This is a genomic window from Pseudomonas sp. FW305-E2 (genome assembly GCF_058782925.1).
Genome location: NZ_JBYSYE010000005.1, coordinates 237,619 through 254,916, shown reverse-complemented (window position 1 = coordinate 254,916; position 17,298 = coordinate 237,619). Strand labels below are relative to the sequence as shown.

Annotated in this window: 16 protein-coding genes; 13 read left to right on the top strand and 3 right to left on the bottom strand. The window is 60.6% G+C overall.

Going from position 1 to position 17,298, the window contains the following annotated elements; genetic code table 11:
* Window positions 1–45 precede the first annotated feature (45 nt).
* Both AC3WLP_RS07685 and AC3WLP_RS07680 read right to left on the bottom strand, forming a co-directional pair.
* A complete protein-coding gene (locus AC3WLP_RS07685; RefSeq protein ID WP_088512670.1) occupies window positions 46–1,266 on the bottom strand; it encodes a CaiB/BaiF CoA transferase family protein in 1,221 nt (406 codons plus the stop codon).
* Between the two features lie 13 nt (window positions 1,267–1,279).
* A complete protein-coding gene (locus AC3WLP_RS07680; protein WP_003252907.1) occupies window positions 1,280–2,461 on the bottom strand; it encodes an acyl-CoA dehydrogenase in 1,182 nt (393 codons plus the stop codon).
* 160 nt (window positions 2,462–2,621) lie between these two features.
* On the opposite strand from AC3WLP_RS07680, the gene AC3WLP_RS07675 reads away from it, so the two are divergent.
* The 10 genes from AC3WLP_RS07675 to AC3WLP_RS07630 all read left to right on the top strand — a co-directional run bounded on the left by AC3WLP_RS07675 (window position 2,622) and on the right by AC3WLP_RS07630 (window position 12,497).
* Window positions 2,622–3,539, top strand: a complete 918-nt coding sequence (locus tag AC3WLP_RS07675) for a LysR family transcriptional regulator (protein ID WP_004575245.1) — start codon at window positions 2,622–2,624, stop codon at window positions 3,537–3,539.
* Between the two features lie 419 nt (window positions 3,540–3,958).
* Window positions 3,959–5,080 (top strand): Re/Si-specific NAD(P)(+) transhydrogenase subunit alpha, encoded by a 1,122-nt coding sequence (locus tag AC3WLP_RS07670; protein ID WP_011953170.1) that lies wholly within the window; start codon window positions 3,959–3,961, stop codon window positions 5,078–5,080.
* Between the two features lie 11 nt (window positions 5,081–5,091).
* Window positions 5,092–5,406, top strand: a complete 315-nt coding sequence (locus AC3WLP_RS07665) for an NAD(P) transhydrogenase subunit alpha part 2 (protein ID WP_003252914.1) — start codon at window positions 5,092–5,094, stop codon at window positions 5,404–5,406.
* Window positions 5,407–5,408: 2 nt separating this feature from the next.
* Window positions 5,409–6,845 carry an NAD(P)(+) transhydrogenase (Re/Si-specific) subunit beta gene (locus AC3WLP_RS07660; RefSeq protein WP_003252919.1) on the top strand — a complete coding sequence of 479 codons (1,437 nt, stop codon included), beginning with the start codon at window positions 5,409–5,411 and terminating at the stop codon, window positions 6,843–6,845.
* Between the two features lie 186 nt (window positions 6,846–7,031).
* On the top strand, window positions 7,032–8,525 hold the full coding sequence (scpC, locus tag AC3WLP_RS07655; RefSeq protein WP_003252922.1) for a succinyl-CoA:acetate CoA-transferase ScpC: 1,494 nt from the start codon (window positions 7,032–7,034) through the stop codon (window positions 8,523–8,525).
* A gap of 435 nt (window positions 8,526–8,960) precedes the next feature.
* Entirely contained in the window at window positions 8,961–9,176 is a 216-nt protein-coding gene (locus AC3WLP_RS07650; protein WP_003252924.1) for a DUF1127 domain-containing protein, read from the top strand.
* Window positions 9,177–9,487: 311 nt separating this feature from the next.
* Window positions 9,488–9,805, top strand: a complete 318-nt coding sequence (locus AC3WLP_RS07645) for a DUF2388 domain-containing protein (RefSeq protein WP_011953169.1) — start codon at window positions 9,488–9,490, stop codon at window positions 9,803–9,805.
* 89 nt (window positions 9,806–9,894) lie between these two features.
* On the top strand, window positions 9,895–10,188 hold the full coding sequence (locus AC3WLP_RS07640; RefSeq protein WP_011953168.1) for a DUF2388 domain-containing protein: 294 nt from the start codon (window positions 9,895–9,897) through the stop codon (window positions 10,186–10,188).
* Between the two features lie 36 nt (window positions 10,189–10,224).
* The gene (locus AC3WLP_RS07635; protein WP_003252932.1) at window positions 10,225–10,545 is read left to right on the top strand and encodes a DUF2388 domain-containing protein; all 321 of its coding nucleotides are present in this window, start codon (window positions 10,225–10,227) and stop codon (window positions 10,543–10,545) included.
* On the top strand, window positions 10,542–12,497 hold the full coding sequence (locus tag AC3WLP_RS07630; RefSeq protein ID WP_088512669.1) for a DUF7844 domain-containing protein: 1,956 nt from the start codon (window positions 10,542–10,544) through the stop codon (window positions 12,495–12,497). Before AC3WLP_RS07635 ends, AC3WLP_RS07630 begins: the two co-directional genes overlap by 4 nt.
* 38 nt (window positions 12,498–12,535) lie before the next feature.
* Here AC3WLP_RS07630 and AC3WLP_RS07625 read toward each other — a convergent pair whose 3' ends face one another.
* The gene (locus tag AC3WLP_RS07625) at window positions 12,536–12,937 is read right to left on the bottom strand and encodes a GFA family protein (RefSeq protein ID WP_011953166.1); all 402 of its coding nucleotides are present in this window, start codon (window positions 12,935–12,937) and stop codon (window positions 12,536–12,538) included.
* A gap of 267 nt (window positions 12,938–13,204) precedes the next feature.
* Here AC3WLP_RS07625 and AC3WLP_RS07620 point away from each other — a divergent pair, with 267 nt between their 5' ends.
* The 3 genes from AC3WLP_RS07620 (at window position 13,205) to AC3WLP_RS07610 (ending at window position 17,293) form a co-directional block, all read left to right on the top strand.
* Window positions 13,205–14,512 carry a CitMHS family transporter gene (locus AC3WLP_RS07620; RefSeq protein ID WP_003252938.1) on the top strand — a complete coding sequence of 436 codons (1,308 nt, stop codon included), beginning with the start codon at window positions 13,205–13,207 and terminating at the stop codon, window positions 14,510–14,512.
* Window positions 14,513–14,581: 69 nt separating this feature from the next.
* Complete coding sequence (locus AC3WLP_RS07615; RefSeq protein WP_003252940.1) at window positions 14,582–15,352, top strand: TerC family protein; 771 nt, start codon at window positions 14,582–14,584, stop codon at window positions 15,350–15,352.
* Between the two features lie 282 nt (window positions 15,353–15,634).
* Entirely contained in the window at window positions 15,635–17,293 is a 1,659-nt protein-coding gene (locus tag AC3WLP_RS07610; protein ID WP_011953165.1) for a Na/Pi cotransporter family protein, read from the top strand.
* Window positions 17,294–17,298 lie beyond the last annotated feature (5 nt).

The window sequence follows — 17,298 nt, the reverse complement described above, 5'->3', positions numbered from 1 at the left end:
AGAAAAAACAATGCGGGGTGGCCTGCCGGCCTCCCCGCTATTCATCTAGAGCACACCAGCACCACGAAGGCGCTGCACCTCGCCGACATCCAGCCCCAGCACCTCCCCCAGCACCGCTTCGGTATGCTCGCCTAACAAGGGTGGTGCCCGGCGATACTCCACTGGCGTCTCCGACAACCGTATCGGGCTCGCAACTTGCGGCACACTACCCGCCAATGGATGCGGAATATTCAACGCCAACCCGCGCGCCAGCACCTGGGGATCCTGGAACATCTGCGCCAGGTTATTGATAGGCCCACATGGCACTCCTGCAGCCTCCAACTGGGCCACCCACTCAGCCGTGGTCTTGAACACCGTAGCCTGGCGAATCAATGGAATCAGTTCGGCCCGGTTGGCCACCCGCAGCTTATTGGTAATGAATCGAGGGTCTTCCGCCCATTGCGGCTGCCCGGCCACCTCAGCGAACTTGCGGAACTGGCTGTCATTGCCCACGGTAAGAATGAAATCGCCATCTGCCGTCGGAAAGTCCTGGTAAGGGACTATATTAGGATGCGCATTACCCAGCCGACGAGGAGGGCTGCCCGTGGTCAGGTAGTTCATTGCCTGGTTCGCCAGGCAGGCCACCTGTACATCGAGCAATGCCATGTCGATATGCTGGCCGACCCCGGCCTGATCCCGGTGGGCGAGGGCAGCCAGCATGGCGACCGTGGAATACAACCCGGTCAGAATGTCGGTAAGCGCCACCCCCACCTTGACCGGCCCGGCGCCCTCTTCACCCTCCGGACGACCAGTCAGGCTCATCAGCCCACCCAAGCCCTGGATCATGAAGTCATAGCCAGCGCGCTTGGCATAGGGCCCGGTCTGACCGAAGCCGGTAATGGAGCAATAGATGAGCTGCGGGTTTACCGCCTTGAGGCTCTGGTAGTCCAGGCCATAGGCAGCCAGCCCACCCACCTTGAAGTTCTCTATGACGATATCGCACTTCGCCGCCAGCTCCCGCACCAGCCGCTGCCCCTCCGGCTGGGTAAAGTCGATGGTCACTGAGCGCTTGTTGCGGTTGGCCGACAGGTAGTAAGCCGCCTCACTGGTGTCCTCACCTTCGACATCCTTGAGAAAAGGCGGCCCCCATGAGCGGGTATCGTCGCCAGTGCCAGGGCGCTCGACCTTGATCACGTCAGCGCCAAGGTCAGCCAAAATCTGACCAGACCACGGGCCGGCCAACACGCGCGAAAGGTCTAGCACCCGCAGATGTGATAGCGCGCCCATGGTTTGCTCCTTATCAATAGAACGCCTGGATACCGGTCTGCGCACGACCCAGGATAAGTGCATGCACATCATGGGTACCTTCATAGGTGTTGACCACCTCCAGGTTAACCAGATGGCGGGCCACACCAAACTCGTCGGAGATGCCGTTGCCGCCCAGCATGTCACGCGCCATACGAGCGATATCCAGCGCCTTGCCGCAGGAATTGCGCTTCATGATGGAGGTGATTTCCACCGCAGCCGTCCCTTCATCCTTCATGCGCCCCAGACGCAGGCAGCCCTGCAGCGCCAGGGTGATTTCTGTCTGCATGTCGGCAAGCTTCTTCTGAATCAACTGGTTGGCGGCCAGTGGACGACCAAACTGCTGACGGTCCAGGGTGTACTGGCGAGCGGTGTGCCAGCAGGCTTCAGCGGCACCCAGCGCCCCCCAAGAAATACCATAGCGAGCCGAGTTCAGGCAGGTGAACGGGCCCTTGAGGCCACGCACGTCCGGGAAGATGTTCTCTTCTGGCACGAACACATTGTCCATGACGATTTCACCAGTGATCGACGCGCGCAGGCCAACCTTGCCATGGATTGCCGGGGCACTGAGGCCTTGCCAGCCTTTTTCCAGTACGAAGCCACGAATATCGCCCGCATCATCCTTGGCCCACACCACGAACACATCGGCGATAGGACTGTTGGTGATCCACATTTTACTGCCGGTCAGCCGGTAGCCACCGTCGACCTTCCTCGCGCGCGTAATCATCGAACCAGGATCGGAGCCATGGTTAGGCTCGGTCAGACCGAAGCAACCGATCCACTCGCCACTGGCCAGCTTGGGGAGGTACTTCTGCTTTTGAGCTTCGGTGCCAAATTCGTTGATCGGCACCATCACCAGTGACGACTGCACACTCATCATCGAGCGGTAACCTGAGTCGATACGCTCCACTTCGCGAGCAATAAGGCCATAGCACACATAATTCAGGCCACTGCCACCGTATTGCTCGGGAATGGTTGCACCCAACAGGCCTACTTCACCCATCTCGCGGAAGATCGCCGGATCGGTCTGCTCATGGCGGAAGGCCTCAAGCACACGCGGGGCCAGCTTGTCCTGGGCGAACTGATAAGCGCTGTCACGCACCATGCGCTCTTCTTCAGTGAGCTGCTGATCCAGCAGCAACGGGTCGATCCAGTTGAAGCTTGCTTTACCGGCCATGAGCGAATCCTCGAAATAGGGGTCAGTTTCTTGTGCCTTTGAGCCTAGGCCTGATCGGCCGCCGGGACAAACGAGGATTGCGCACCAATTAGTGATATTTTGTCACTCCGTAAATCGGCAAAACGCCTTATTGACAGCCTTACAAGTGAGGTTGACGTACATGCGCCGTAAGATCCCCAGTACCGCCGCCCTGATTTGCTTCGAGGCGGCAGCCCGTAACGAGAGCTTTACCAAGGCTGCCCAGGAACTCGCGCTGACCCAGGGTGCCGTCTGTCGGCAGATCGGTGGCCTGGAAGCCTTCCTTAATGTGGAACTGTTCCGTCGCTCGCGCCGCGGCGTAAGGCTGACCGAAGCCGGCCTGTCCTACAGTCGCCAGGTGGCGGCCCAACTGGACGCCGTGGAGCGCGATACCTTGTCGGTCATGCGCCAGCAAGGCGCCAATGTGATCGAGCTGGCGGTAGTGCCGACGTTTGGCACTCAATGGCTGCTACCACGGCTCAAGGACTTCCAGCAGCGCCACCCGGAGGTCACAGTCAACCTCACCAACCGCACCCGGCCATTCCTGTTCGCCGACACTACCTTCGATGCCGCCATCTATTTTGGTGATGCGGACTGGTCAGGCACCCAGTCGCACCAACTGATGGGTGAAAACCCAGTACCCGTGTGCAGCCCGGCACTGCTGAACGGCCAGGGCATGCTCGAGGCACGCCACATCGCGCAGCTACCACTGCTGCAGCAGAGCACGCGCCCGTATGCCTGGCGGCAATGGTTCGGCAGTGTGGGCATGAATGTGGAGCGCGACATGACAGGCCCGCGCTATGAACTATTCTCGATGCTCGCCCAGGCGGCCATGCACGATATGGGCATTGCCCTGATACCGCCGTTCCTGATCCAGCGGGAGTTGGAGGAGGGACGGCTGGTGGTCGCTAACAGGCATGCCCTGAGTAGCGACAAGGCCTACTATCTGATGATTCCAGAGCGCAAGGTGGAGTCGGCGTCGCTACGCGCCTTTCGCGACTGGCTGGTAAGCCAGGCTCAGGCCTACCTGAATAGATCAGGGGCAAGCGCGACAAATTGACCCTGTAGTCAATTATTTTAAACACCTACAGATATATGTATATGTCGCATATTCGCAAACTGTAACGCAAGCATAAAAACACCCTTTAACCGTGCTCAGTACGCGGCTTTGCGGGTTATTTTGCGACATCCAACTAGTCGTAAGCGAATTGGCCGCTTTTTTTTTGATTTTTTCTCCTAATCTGCCAATGGCGCATGTTTGACGGGCTGCAACCCTATTGCTGCGACAAGCGGTCACAGGGTGACTTGTAGTTTTGACTTCGTTTCGCTTCAGAACCGGTTGAAGGCCTTCGGGTTCGTCTGCAAAATGCTTCGCCCCGCCCGGGATCCGGCGGGTTGGCGCTCCACAGCCGCCCCAGCGCACCATCCGAAGTGTGCTGGCTTCTACAAAGACAAAAGGTCACCGCAGGAGAAATAGTCGTGCACATTGGTGTTCCTCTCGAGACGCAGACCGGTGAGACAAGGGTCGCTGCGACCCCCGAAACCATCAAAAAACTGATTGGCCAGGGCCATCAGGTCACCGTTCAACGGGGGGCAGGGCTCAACGCCGCCATTCCGGACAGTGCCTATGAAGCCGTGGGTGCTTCCCTTGGAAGCGCCGCCGATGCCTACGGCGCCCAATTGGTACTCAAAGTGGTCGCCCCCAACGACCAGGAACTGGCCCTGATCAACAGCGGCAGCCTTCTGGTGGGCATGCTCAACCCCTTCAACGGTGAACTGATCGGCAAGATGGCCGAACGCGGTATTACCGCCTTCGCCCTGGAAGCCGCGCCGCGAACCTCGCGGGCGCAGAGCCTGGACGTGCTGTCGTCGCAGGCCAACATCGCCGGCTACAAGGCCGTGTTGCTGGCAGCCCATTACTACCCACGCTTCATGCCAATGCTGATGACCGCTGCCGGTACCGTTAAGGCCGCACGCGTCCTGGTACTGGGCGCTGGCGTTGCCGGCTTGCAGGCTATCGCCACCGCCAAGCGCCTGGGTGCGGTGATCGAAGCATCCGACGTTCGCCCGGCGGTGAAAGAGCAGATCGAATCACTGGGTGCAAAATTCATCGACGTGCCATATGAGACCGACGAGGAGCGAGAATGCGCCGAAGGTGTTGGCGGCTATGCCCGACCAATGCCGGCCAGTTGGATGCAGCGCCAGGCGCAGGCCGTGCACGAGCGCGCCAAGCAGGCCGATATCGTCATCACCACCGCGCTGATCCCCGGGCGCAAGGCGCCGACCCTGCTGAGCGCCGAAACAGTGGCGCAGATGAAGCCTGGCTCGGTGGTCATCGACCTGGCTGCAGCCCAAGGCGGCAACTGCCCGCTGACCGTCGCAGACCAGGTGGTGCAGGAGAACGGCGTGACCATCGTCGGCCCGACCAACCTGCCGGCCCAGGTGAGTGCCGATGCCTCGGCACTGTATGCACGCAACCTGCTGGACTTCATGAAGCTGCTGTTCGACAAGGATGGCGCGCTGATCATCAACCTCGAAGACGACATCGTCGCGGCCTGCCTGATGTGCCGTGATGGTCAGATCGTCCGCAAGAACGGCTAAGGAGCACGACAATGGAAGACATGCTGATTTCCCACGGCATCTACAACCTGATCATTTTCGTGCTGGCCATCTATGTGGGCTACCACGTGGTGTGGAACGTCACCCCGGCGCTGCACACCCCACTGATGGCGGTCACCAATGCCATCTCGGCAATCGTCATCGTCGGCGCCATGCTGGCCGCGGCCCTGACCGTGACCCCGGCCGGCAAGCTGATGGGCACCCTGGCTGTGGCCCTTGCCGCAGTCAACGTGTTCGGTGGCTTCCTGGTCACCCGCCGCATGCTTGAAATGTTCAAGAAGAAAACCAAGAACGAGGCGAAGAAGTAAGCATGAGCATGAATCTGGTAACGCTCCTCTACCTCGTCGCCTCGGTGTGCTTCATCCAGGCGCTCAAGGGCCTGTCGCACCCGACTACCTCGCGGCGCGGCAATCTGTTCGGCATGATCGGCATGGGGCTCGCCATCCTCACGACGGTCGGCCTCATTTATAAGCTTGGGGCTGAACTTGCCACAGCCGGTATCGGCTATGTCATCGTCGGCCTGCTGGTCGGCGGCACCGCCGGTTCGATCATGGCCAAGCGCGTCGAAATGACCAAAATGCCCGAGCTGGTCGCTTTCATGCACAGCATGATCGGCCTGGCCGCGGTGTTCATTGCCATCGCCGCCGTGCTGGAGCCACAGTCGATGGGCATTGTGGCTGCCATCAGCGATCCGATCCCCACCGGCAACCGCCTGGAACTGTTCCTCGGTGCTGCCATCGGTGCCATTACCTTCTCCGGTTCGGTGATCGCCTTTGGCAAGTTGTCGGGCAAGTACAAGTTCCGCCTTTTCCAAGGCGCACCGGTACAGTTCGCTGGCCAGCACAAACTGAACCTGATCCTTGGCCTGACCACCATCGCCCTTGGCCTGCTTTTCACTTTCACTGGCCACTACAGTGCCTTCACCCTGATGCTGGTCCTGGCCTTCATCATGGGTGTGCTGATCATTATTCCGATCGGCGGCGCCGACATGCCAGTGGTGGTGTCGATGCTCAACAGCTACTCGGGGTGGGCAGCGGCCGGCATCGGCTTCTCGCTGAACAACTCGATGCTGATCATCGCGGGTTCCCTGGTAGGTTCGTCCGGTGCCATCCTCTCGTACATCATGTGCAAGGCGATGAACCGCTCGTTCTTCAACGTCATCCTTGGCGGCTTCGGTGGCGATACCGACACTGGCGCGGCGCAAGGTTCGCAAGAACAGCGGCCGGTGAAGTCCGGTTCGGCTGACGATGCCACCTTCCTGCTCAGCAACGCCGACAGCGTGATCATCGTTCCGGGCTACGGCCTGGCGGTGGCCCGCGCACAACACGCGCTGAAAGAGCTGACCGAGAAGCTGACCCACAACGGCGTGACCGTGAAGTATGCGATTCACCCGGTGGCGGGCCGCATGCCCGGGCACATGAACGTACTGCTGGCCGAGGCTGAAGTGCCGTACGATCAGGTATTCGAGATGGAAGACATCAACGCCGAGTTCGGCCAGGCCGACGTGGTGCTGGTGCTGGGCGCCAACGACGTGGTCAACCCGGCGGCGAAGAACGATCCCAAGTCGCCAATCGCCGGCATGCCGATCCTCGAAGCGTTCAAAGCCAAGACCATCATCGTCAACAAACGCTCGATGGCCAGCGGCTATGCCGGCCTGGACAACGAACTGTTCTATCTGGACAAGACCATGATGGTGTTCGGTGACGCCAAGAAGGTCATCGAGGACATGGTCAAGGCAGTGGAGTGACACCCGCCGCTGCAAACCAGCTGATATAAAGGAGGCCCCGGTCAGAATCTGCCGGGGCTTTTCTTTTATTGATCCGGATCAACGGCTCAAATACAAGGCTTCTCATACGACCATGGTCGTGGGACGGCAATGGGCGAAATCTCTAGACTGCGCTGCAGTAGTTTCAGTAGCCCGAGATAACAATCCATGTACCGTGATCGTATCCGCTTGTCCTCCCTGCACAGCAAGGTAATGAGTGCGGCTGATGCCGCTGGTCTGATCGAGGACGGCATGACTGTCGGCATGAGCGGCTTCACCCGCGCCGGCGAAGCCAAGGCCGTACCGCATGCACTGGCCGAACGCGCCAAGCAATCGCCACTGAAAATCAGCCTGATGACCGGCGCCAGCCTGGGCAATGACCTGGACAAACAACTGACCGAGGCCGGTGTGTTGGCCCGCCGCATGCCGTTCCAGGTCGACAGCACCCTGCGCAAAGCCATCAATGACGGCCAGGTGATGTTCATTGACCAGCACCTGTCGGAAACCGTCGAGCAACTGCGCAACCAGCAGCTGAAGCTGCCGGACATCGCGGTCATCGAAGCTGTGGCCATCACCGAGCAAGGCCACATCGTGCCAACCACCTCGGTGGGCAACTCGGCCAGCTTCGCGATCTTCGCCAAGCAGGTGATTGTGGAGATCAACCTCTCGCACAACACCAACCTCGAAGGCCTGCACGACATCTATATCCCAACCTACCGTCCGACTCGCACGCCAATCCCGCTGGTCAAGGTAGACGACCGTATCGGCAGCACCGCGATCCCGATCGACCCCGCCAAGATCGTCGGTATCGTCATCAGCGACCAGCCAGACTCGCCGTCCACTGTGCTGCCGCCAGATGATGAAACACAGGGCATCGCCGACCACCTGATCAACTTCCTCAAGAAGGAAGTGGATGCAGGCCGTATGACCAACAAGCTCGGCCCGCTGCAAGCTGGCATTGGCAGCATTGCCAATGCGGTGATGTGCGGCCTGATCGAGTCGCCGTTCGAAGACCTGACCATGTACTCCGAAGTGCTGCAGGACTCCACCTTCGACCTGATCGACGCCGGCAAGCTTAGCTTCGCATCGGGCAGCTCGATCACCCTGTCAACGCGCCGCAATGCCGATGTGTTCGGCAACCTGGAGCGTTACAAGGACAAGTTGGTGCTACGCCCGCAGGAAATTTCCAACCACCCGGAAGTGGTACGTCGCCTGGGCATCATCGGTATCAACACCGCACTGGAGTTCGATATCTACGGCAACGTCAACTCCACCCACGTCTGTGGCACAAGGATGATGAACGGCATTGGTGGCTCCGGCGACTTCGCCCGTAACGCCCACCTGGCGGTGTTCGTCACCAAGTCGATTGCCAAAGGCGGGGCGATTTCCAGCGTGGTGCCAATGGTCAGCCATGTCGACCACACCGAGCACGACGTGGACATCCTGGTCACCGAGCAGGGCCTGGCGGACCTGCGTGGCCTGGCGCCGCGCGAGCGGGCGCGAGCGATCATCGACAACTGCGTGCACCCAGACTATCGCGCTGCGCTGAACGACTACTTCGACCGCGCCTGCCAGCGTGGCGGCCATACCCCGCACATCCTGCGTGAAGCCTTGAGCTGGCACGAAAACCTGGAAGAAACCGGGCGCATGCTGGCTAGCTGATCCAGATGTGGTACGGAACGGCGGCCCTGCCTCCGCTGTTCCGGCCTCTTCGCGGGCTTGCCCGCTCCCACAGGTGATGTGCAACCCTCAAGGGCAGCACTTTCCCTGTGGGAGCGGGCAAGCTCGCGAATGGGCCATAACAGTCAAACCCTTCTATCAATACACCTTTCCGCCATCATCAGAGTAATCTGTTCTACTGTACTGGTGTTTTCAGATCTTCCCGACTGAAGAATCCCCTTCTTCGAATCAAATCGCACCAAAGAAGTGCAGACCAGTACAGTTACGCCTATTTCGAGTGCAACAGTAGGGTTACACAGTTAACTGAGCCATCGTCTTTCAACTGAACTGTATCTACTGTTATGGACGACAGAGGAGGATCATTGGCATCAGTTAAATCACTACCTAATGCCGCCATAAGCGGAAGGATGAAGCATCATGGAACGTACCCTCAGTTCCGGTCTGGTTTTTGAAAGCAACGCCCAGCAATCCAACACCTCGCTGCCGCTGCGCGCATTGTCGACCCTGCTGCTGTGGCAGCGCCGTATGACCAGCCGTCGTCAACTGGCTCGCCTGGACTCCCGCCTGCTGGCAGACGCCGGTATCAGCGAGTCGCAGCGCTACGAAGAGCTGAGCAAGCCTTTCTGGCGCTAAGCTCCCGGCTTGCCGGCTTCGGCCGGCACCGTGAATTCCCCAAACCCGTTGCAGGTAACTGCAGCGGGTTTTTTATTGCCCGAGAGATACGCTGTAGAGCACTGGAGATCACGACCAGTACAGTTTTACAAATACAAAAAAATGCCTTAACAGTTGCCTGGCGTAGCACTCGTTATCATCCCTACGCAGCACTGCGTGATACGCTTGGCATAACCGTCTGCTGGAACCCGTTGTTGAAACGTACCGTGACGATCCCTGCAAACGTCCGATAAAGCAGAACCAACCTGACCCTACCCCAGGAGTCCACGATCATGTCCCGTAAACACCTGCTTGGCGCCGCCCTGCTGCTTGGCCTGGCTGGCACTGCCAATGCCACCAGTTTCGTTGTCACCACCGACGCGGTAGTGGGCGCCGTTGCTGCCTCCACCGACGCCACATCCGACGTGAGTTCTTCGTTCCGTGACGACAAGATCGTCCAGGCAGCCCGCGATGACGCAGCCAGCTTCGTCGGCACCCAGGGCGCTATCCGCGGCGCCCGACTGGAAAGCGCCTTTGTACACATCCGTTCGAACATGCCGGCCCTGCAAGCCAGCGATGCACAGCTGGCCCAGGCCATCCTGGCACTCTGATACACGCCATGCGAGACAGGTGCGTTGGCTTCGGCCCTCGCACCTGAGGTAGGCTTCGCCGTTCATTTTTCCAGCCTTCAAGAAAGCTCATGCGTTATCTGTTGCCGTTGCTGTTCGCCGCCGCAGGCATGGCCAGCGCCCATGCCATGGATACGACCACACAAAGCCTGGTCATCACCGGCTATGTCACCAGCCAGGTCACAGCCGCACCCTTCGACCGCAAACTGGTCAGACAGGCCCGCGACGATGCCGCCGCATTCGTTGCCAGCGACGGCCTGATCCGTGGTGCACGCCTGGAAGCCGCCCTTGAATCATTACGCCACAATTGCGCACGGCACGCCGTCGGCGATCTGGAACTGGCGCAGGCAATTCTCGTCCAATAACTACATTTGACTCCCTGTATTTTTCGGAGATGCTCCATGCGTAAACCGCTGATTGCCGCTTCCCTCGGCATGCTGCTGCTGGCCGACTTGGCCCAGGCACAGACCCTGGTGGCCACCAGCAACATCATCGTGCGTGCCTTTGGCCGTTCGATCGACTTCACCTCAGACACCACCACATCGATCCGCGACTCCAAAGTGGTGCGCGAAGCCCACGACGACGCTGCAAGCTTTGTCGCCAGCAACGGTGACATCCGCGGCGTCCAACTCGAGGCAGCCTTCAATACCCTGCGCGAGCGCGTACCGGAAGCGCGAGGCGCCAGCGACCAGGTGCTGGCTGAAGCCATACTCGCACTGTGACGCGCGTGCGCGCCTGGCTGCTCGGCTGCGCCCTGACGCTGCTCGGCACGCCCGCCTTGGCCGACCTGCAGCTTGAGCTGCAGTCGTCCGGCCTGGACCCGCAACAAGCACAAGCTTCCCAAGCCCTGCTCGACGAGGCCATGGGTAAGCTGCCACCGCGCTTCAAGCAACAGCTGGACCGTCGCGTGCGGGTCAGTTGGAGCGACAACATGCCTGCCGACGCCTATGGGCAGGCTTCACTGATATCCACCCTCGAGCTCAACCGCCGCTTGCTGCCCAGCCTCACCGATGGCAGCGCCGCCACTGAGCGCACCGACCGCCCACATGGCACGGTGCGTGAAGAGCTGCTGGCCACCGTGCTGCACGAGCTCACCCATCTCTACGACCGTGCCCGCTTGTGGCCCAGCGTCGAGAATTCGCTGATTGCACGCTGCAAGCGCCAGCAAGGCACGCTGGGCAAGGTCGGCCTGCCCGAAGAATGCCGCGGGCAGGCCGAGCGTCGCTTCACCCTGAGCGACGACCCACGCCTGCTCGACCTGGCCGGGTGGCAGCAGTACGTGGGCCGACGAGGCGAGCGCGAACAGCACAATGGCCAATTCGTGCGCAGCCCCGACAGCTATGAGTTGAGCAGCCCCAAGGAATACATCGCGGTCAACATGGAGTATTTCCTCCTCGACCCGAGCTACAGCTGCCGTCGCCCGGCGCTGTATCAGTACCTCCGCGAACACTTCGGCTGGGCACCCCAACAGGACACCTGTGCCAAAGGCCTGCCATTCATCAATGCCGGCAGCGACTTCGCCCGCCAGCCGCTAGGTGAAATCGACCCAGAGCGGGTCTACGAAGTGGACTATCTGCTGGCTGAAGCCAATCAGAACCTGGTCAGCCGCTGGGGGCACAGCATGCTGCGCCTGGTGATCTGCAAGCCGGGCCGACCACGCGGCCCAGACTGCCGCCTGGACCTTGATCAAAGCCTGGTGCTGTCGTACCGCGCCTTCGTCAACGACGTGCAACTCTCCAGCTGGGACGGCCTGGTCGGCAACTACCCGTCGCGGCTATTCGTGCTTCCGCTGGGCCAGGTGATCGACGAATACACCAAGACCGAGCTGCGCAGCCTGGCCTCGGTGCCCTTGAAGCTCAACCGCGACGAAATCGAGAACCTGGTGCGCCAGGCCGCCGAGATGCACTGGAGCTATGACGGCAACTACTGGTTCCTGTCCAACAACTGTGCCGTGGAGTCATTGAAGCTGCTGCGCAGCGGCACCGCCAATGCGCGCCTCAACGACCTGGACAGCATCATGCCCAACGGTTTGCTGGCCGTGCTCAAGGGCAGGGGGCTGGCAGATACCAGCGTGCTTGATAACCCGCGCGAAGCGTTACGCCTGGGCTACCGCTTCGATTCTTACCGCGACCGGTACCAGGCCATGTTCGAGGTGCTGAGAAAACAGTTGCCAATCAAGCAAGCTCTGGTTGAAGACTGGCTGGCCCTCAATGCCGAGCAGCGCCGTAGCTGGTTCGCCAAGGCTGACCTGCGCACCAGCGCGGCACTGCTTCTGCTTGAGCAGGCCAGCCTGCGCCGGCAGCTTCTGCTGGCCCAGGACGAGGTCAAGCAGCGTTACCTGAATGCCGCAGCCTTGAAGGATGGCAGCATCAACAAAGCCGATGCCACGCTCAAGCAAATGCTTGCCAACAGCGGTTTTCTCAGCCGCCCGGCAGAGTTGCTCGACTCCAAAGGCTACGGGCTGCCGCAGCCAGAAGAGCGCAAGCGCCTGGAGCAGGTGAGCAGAGAGCGCCAGGCACAGCTGTTGCGCTTGAGCACCAGCCTGGACAAAGAGGTGAGGGCGCTGCTGGAGCCGTCGAGAGCCAAGGAAATTGCAGCGGTCGAGACCAACGTGAAGCAGATCGGCGAGCACTTGCGGGCGTTGCACAAGGCTGCTGGTGGCCTGCAGTTGTGATGGATGACGGGCTGGCCCTTTCGCGGGCAAGCCCGCGCCTACAGGCGCTCCTCATCTTCCGAGGGCAAATCCTCATCCAGATGCAACCAGGGCAACCGGCTGCCCACCCAGATATGCCGGTTGGCTCGTACCCGCTCAGGGTGATCCAGCGTGGCCACCGTCACATCGATCGTCTGCGGGCTATGCGTGGTCACCAGCGCCACATGCGCCCCACACTGCCCACAGAAGTAGCGGCTGCAACTGGCAGGCGCCACATAGCAGTTCGGCTCGCCCGTCAACCACTGGAACCCAGAACGGGGCAGGGTAAGCCAGGTGACCACCAGTCCACCGCTGACCCGCCTGCAGATCGAACAATGACAGTGGGCAATGTCCGTCAGGTTGCCCTCCAGTCGATAACGCAGGGCTCCACAATGGCAGCCACCTTCGGTTACATCCTGCATCACCTACCTCTCGTCACCTTTGCTTCAGCGAAAGCTGGCTGAAAGCTTGCCCTTTTAGGATAGCGCCCACTACCGGCACAAGACCGGTCAGCCAGGGCACCCGGTCAATACCGCGCCCGGCCCAATCAACAACAACAATGGTGATTCTGATGTATTCCTGTGCCCGCCTTTTCGTAGTCCCCCTCCGCATGCTCCCCGCACAGCGCCCTACGCGCTGATACGCCCGAATCGACTGTTCTTTCGCCGCGCCACGCCTGGAGTATTGCCATGCTGACCTTCCTCGGCTTTGCCATGGTCATCACGTTCATGTACCTGATCATGACCAAGCGCCTTTCGGCCTTGATCGCGCTGATTCTGGTACCGATCCTGTTCGCCCTGTTCGGTGGTTTTTCCGCCAAGATCGGCCCCATGATGCTAGAGGGCATCAGCAAGCTCGCACCTACCGGCGTGATGCTGATGTTCGCCATCCTCTATTTCGCCCTGATGATCGATTCCGGCCTGTTCGACCCGGCCGTTCGCAAGATCCTAAAGCTGGTCAAGGGCGATCCGCTGAAAGTCTCGGTCGGTACCGCTGTACTGGCCCTGGTGGTCTCGCTCGACGGTGACGGAGCCACCACCTACATGATCTGCTGCGCCGCCATGCTGCCGATGTACAGCCGCCTGGGCATGAGCCCGCGGATCATGGCCGGCCTGATCATCCTCGCCGGCGGCGTGATGAACATGACCCCCTGGGGTGGGCCGACCGCGCGTGCTGCCAGCGCCCTGCACGTAGACCCGTCAGACATCTTCGTGCCGATGATCCCGGCCATGCTGTTCGGTGTGTTGGCGATCCTGGCCATTGCCTACATGTATGGCAAGCGTGAGCGTGCCCGCCTGGGCGAACTGCATCTGCCTACCGACGACATCGACCACAGCGAAATCACCGTCTCGCAGTACCCGGACGCACGCCGGCCCAAGCTGCTGTACTTCAACGGTGCCCTGACCGCCACCCTGATGGTCGCGCTGATCGCCGGCGTGCTGCCGCTGCCAGTGCTGTTCATGATTGCCTTCAGTATCGCCATGATCGTCAACTACCCGTGCCTGCAACAGCAGAAGGACCGCATCGCCGCCCACGCCGGCAGTGTACTGGCCGTGACCGGGCTGATCTTCGCCGCCGGCATCTTCACCGGCATCCTGTCCGGCACCGGCATGGTCGACGCCATGTCCAAGAGCCTGCTGGCGGTCATCCCCGAGGCGTTGGGCCCATACCTGGCCGTCATCACCGCGATCGTGAGCATGCCGTTCACCTTCTTCATGTCCAACGACGCGTTCTACTACGGCGTACTGCCGGTGCTGGCCGAGGCCGCCAGCCACTATGGCATCACCCCGGTGGAAATGGCCCGTGCGTCGATCGTCGGGCAGCCGGTACACCTGCTCAGCCCGCTGGTACCCTCCACCTACCTGCTGGTGGCCCTGGCCGGTATCGAGTTCGGCGATCATCAGCGCTTCACGCTCAAGTGGGCAGTGCTGGTATGCCTGTGCATAATGCTCGGCGCACTGCTGATGGGGATTTTCCCGCTGTTCAGTAGTCTTTAATACATCCGTATCACGTACGCGACGCGCCCTGACCGGGGCGCGTTGCCATTACCGCTCGAAGGAAAATACATGGAATGGCTGACCAGCCCGGAAATCTGGGTTGCCTTTTTCACCCTTACCGCGCTTGAGATCGTCCTCGGTATCGACAACATCATCATGATCTCGATTCTGGTCAGCCGCATGCCCAAGCACATGCAGCCACGCACCCGGATCTTCGGCCTGGCCCTGGCCATGGTCACCCGTATCATGCTGCTGCTGTCGATTACCTGGGTGATGCGCCTTACCGCAGACCTGTTCGTGGTCTTTGGCCAAGGCATCTCCGGGCGTGACCTGATCCTGTTCTTCGGTGGCCTGTTCCTGCTATGGAAGAGCTCGCAAGAGATCTACCACGGCCTGGAAGGCGAGGACGAGAACGCAGAGGAGCCCAAAGGCGCAGGTGGCAAGTTCTTCTACACCATCATCCAGATCGCCATCATCGACATCGTGTTCTCGCTGGACTCGGTGATCACCGCTGTGGGCATGGTTTCCCACGTACCGGTGATGATCGCCGCCATCGTCGTGGCCGTGCTGGTGATGATGCTGTGCGCCGGCGCCATCAGCAATTTCATCGACAAGCACCCGTCGCTGAAGATGCTCGCGCTGTCGTTCCTGATCGTGGTCGGTACTGTACTGATCGCTGAAGCGTTCGATGTGCATGTGCCGAAGGGCTATGTCTACTTCGCCATGGCCTTCTCGCTGGGGGTGGAAGCCATCAACATACGCATGCGCACCGCCATGGCCCGCAAGGAAGGCAAAGATCATGAACCGGTGAAACTGCGCAAGGACATTCCGGGTCAATAAGGCCAAGGAAGTGCTGCACAACAAGGGCCCTTCGCAGGGCCCTTTTTCATGCCTTTTTTCTGTGCGTTTTTTCCTGCGCGTTGTCACTGTGGAGGCTTGCCCGCGAAGCGGCCCCGCCAGGCCGTCATTCGTTTCAAGATCTGTTTCAAATAAATGACTGCCATGCGAAGCTGGCGACAGCTTGGCAAAACAGCTAAAGCTTTGAGTGAGCACCGAAAATTCTTCAAACGCTCACGTTTCTTTTCTTGGCCCGATGGGCCTATGCAACAGGGGGCCTTCGCCATGCTGACCCTGCTCAACCTGCTCTCGGCCGTGACGCTTCTGGTCTGGGGTACCCACATTGTGCGTACCGGCATCCTTCGGGTATTCGGTTCGAACCTGCGACGCATCATCAGCCAGAACATGGACAAGCGCCCGCTGGCATTCATCGCCGGTATTCTGGTCACAGCCATGGTTCAAAGCAGTAACGCCACGGCCATGCTGGTCACCTCTTTCGTCGGCCAAGGCCTGATGGCCATGACCCCGGCCTTGGCGATCATGCTGGGTGCCGACGTGGGTACCGCACTGATGGCCCGGGTACTGACCTTCGACCTGTCCTGGCTGTCGCCGCTGCTGATCTTCCTTGGCGTGATCTTCTTCCTTTCGCGCAAGCAGACACGGGCCGGCCAACTGGGCCGAGTAGGCATCGGGCTTGGCCTGATCATCCTGGCACTTGAGCTTATCGTGCAGGCAGCCGCGCCGATCACCCATGCCCAGGGCGTGAAAGTGCTGTTTGCCTCACTGACCGGCGACATCATGCTCGACGCTCTGGTCGGGGCAATGTTCGCCATGATTTCCTATTCCAGTCTGGCCGCCGTTCTGCTCACAGCGACACTGGCCGGCGCCGAACTGATCAGCTTGCCGGTAGCCATCGGGCTGGTGGTCGGCGCCAACATCGGCAGCGGGCTGCTGGCCTTCATCAGTACCAGCATGCAGAACGCCGCCGGGCGTCGGGTGGCCTTGGGCAGCCTGCTGTACAAGCTGATCGGCCTGGTGCTGATCATCCCTGTGCTGCACCCGCTGGTGGCATGGATGGACTCGCTGAGTTTCAGCCCGCAGGAGCTGGTCATCGGCTTTCACCTGCTCTACAACACGCTGCGCTGTCTGATCATGCTGCCCACAGTCAAACCGATGGGTCGGCTGTGCAACGTCCTGCTGCCTGAACGGGAAAACGGCAATGGTCAGGTCCGCCCCCGTCACCTTGATGCCTCGGCCCTGGAAACGCCCAGCCTGGCGCTGGCCAACGCCGCCCGCGAAACGCTGCGCCTGGGGGATATCGTCGACAGCCTGCTCGAAGCGATGCTTGGAGCCCTGCGTGGCACCCAGACCGCCTTGCCACAGCAAGTTCGCGCCTTGGGCGAAGACGCCGAAGCCCTGTACAGCGCAATCAAGCTGTACCTGGCGCAGATGTCACGGGAAGACCTCAGCGAACAGGACAACCGCCGCTGGGCCGAAATCATCGAGCTGGCAATTAACCTCAAACTCGCCTGTGACCTGATCGAACGCATGCTGCGCAAGGTCCAGCAGCAGAAAACCAGCCAGCGTCGGGAATTTTCCCAGGTAGGCCTGGAAGAGCTGACCGGCCTGCAGGAGCAATTGCTGGCCAATCTGCGCCTGGGCCTGTCGGTGTTCCTCAGTGCCGACCCGGAAAGCGCCCGCTTGCTGCTGCGGGAAAAACGCCGGTTCCGTGCCCAGGAACGGCGCCTCGCACACGCCCATGTCAGCCGCCTGCAGCGCAAGGTCGTGCAAAGTATCGAGACCAGTTCGCTACACTTGGAGCTGATCGCCGACATGAAGCGGTTGAACTCTTTGTTCTGTAGCAGTGCCTATGTGGTACTGGGCGGCTCGGACACCGGAGGGCTGATGCTCGACAGTGTGCCCGATGAAGCCCGCCAGCCGTGATTTCT

Coding starts and splice junctions, on each gene's coding strand:
- AC3WLP_RS07685 (WP_088512670.1), bottom strand. CDS start 1,266: ATGGGCGCGCTATCACATCTGCGGGTGCTAGACCTTTCGCGCGTGTTG.
- AC3WLP_RS07680 (WP_003252907.1), bottom strand. CDS start 2,461: ATGGCCGGTAAAGCAAGCTTCAACTGGATCGACCCGTTGCTGCTGGAT.
- AC3WLP_RS07675 (WP_004575245.1), top strand. CDS start 2,622: ATGCGCCGTAAGATCCCCAGTACCGCCGCCCTGATTTGCTTCGAGGCG.
- AC3WLP_RS07665 (WP_003252914.1), top strand. CDS start 5,092: ATGGAAGACATGCTGATTTCCCACGGCATCTACAACCTGATCATTTTC.
- AC3WLP_RS07660 (WP_003252919.1), top strand. CDS start 5,409: ATGAGCATGAATCTGGTAACGCTCCTCTACCTCGTCGCCTCGGTGTGC.
- scpC (WP_003252922.1), top strand. CDS start 7,032: ATGTACCGTGATCGTATCCGCTTGTCCTCCCTGCACAGCAAGGTAATG.
- AC3WLP_RS07650 (WP_003252924.1), top strand. CDS start 8,961: ATGGAACGTACCCTCAGTTCCGGTCTGGTTTTTGAAAGCAACGCCCAG.
- AC3WLP_RS07645 (WP_011953169.1), top strand. CDS start 9,488: ATGTCCCGTAAACACCTGCTTGGCGCCGCCCTGCTGCTTGGCCTGGCT.
- AC3WLP_RS07640 (WP_011953168.1), top strand. CDS start 9,895: ATGCGTTATCTGTTGCCGTTGCTGTTCGCCGCCGCAGGCATGGCCAGC.
- AC3WLP_RS07635 (WP_003252932.1), top strand. CDS start 10,225: ATGCGTAAACCGCTGATTGCCGCTTCCCTCGGCATGCTGCTGCTGGCC.
- AC3WLP_RS07625 (WP_011953166.1), bottom strand. CDS start 12,937: ATGCAGGATGTAACCGAAGGTGGCTGCCATTGTGGAGCCCTGCGTTAT.
- AC3WLP_RS07620 (WP_003252938.1), top strand. CDS start 13,205: ATGCTGACCTTCCTCGGCTTTGCCATGGTCATCACGTTCATGTACCTG.
- AC3WLP_RS07615 (WP_003252940.1), top strand. CDS start 14,582: ATGGAATGGCTGACCAGCCCGGAAATCTGGGTTGCCTTTTTCACCCTT.
- AC3WLP_RS07610 (WP_011953165.1), top strand. CDS start 15,635: ATGCTGACCCTGCTCAACCTGCTCTCGGCCGTGACGCTTCTGGTCTGG.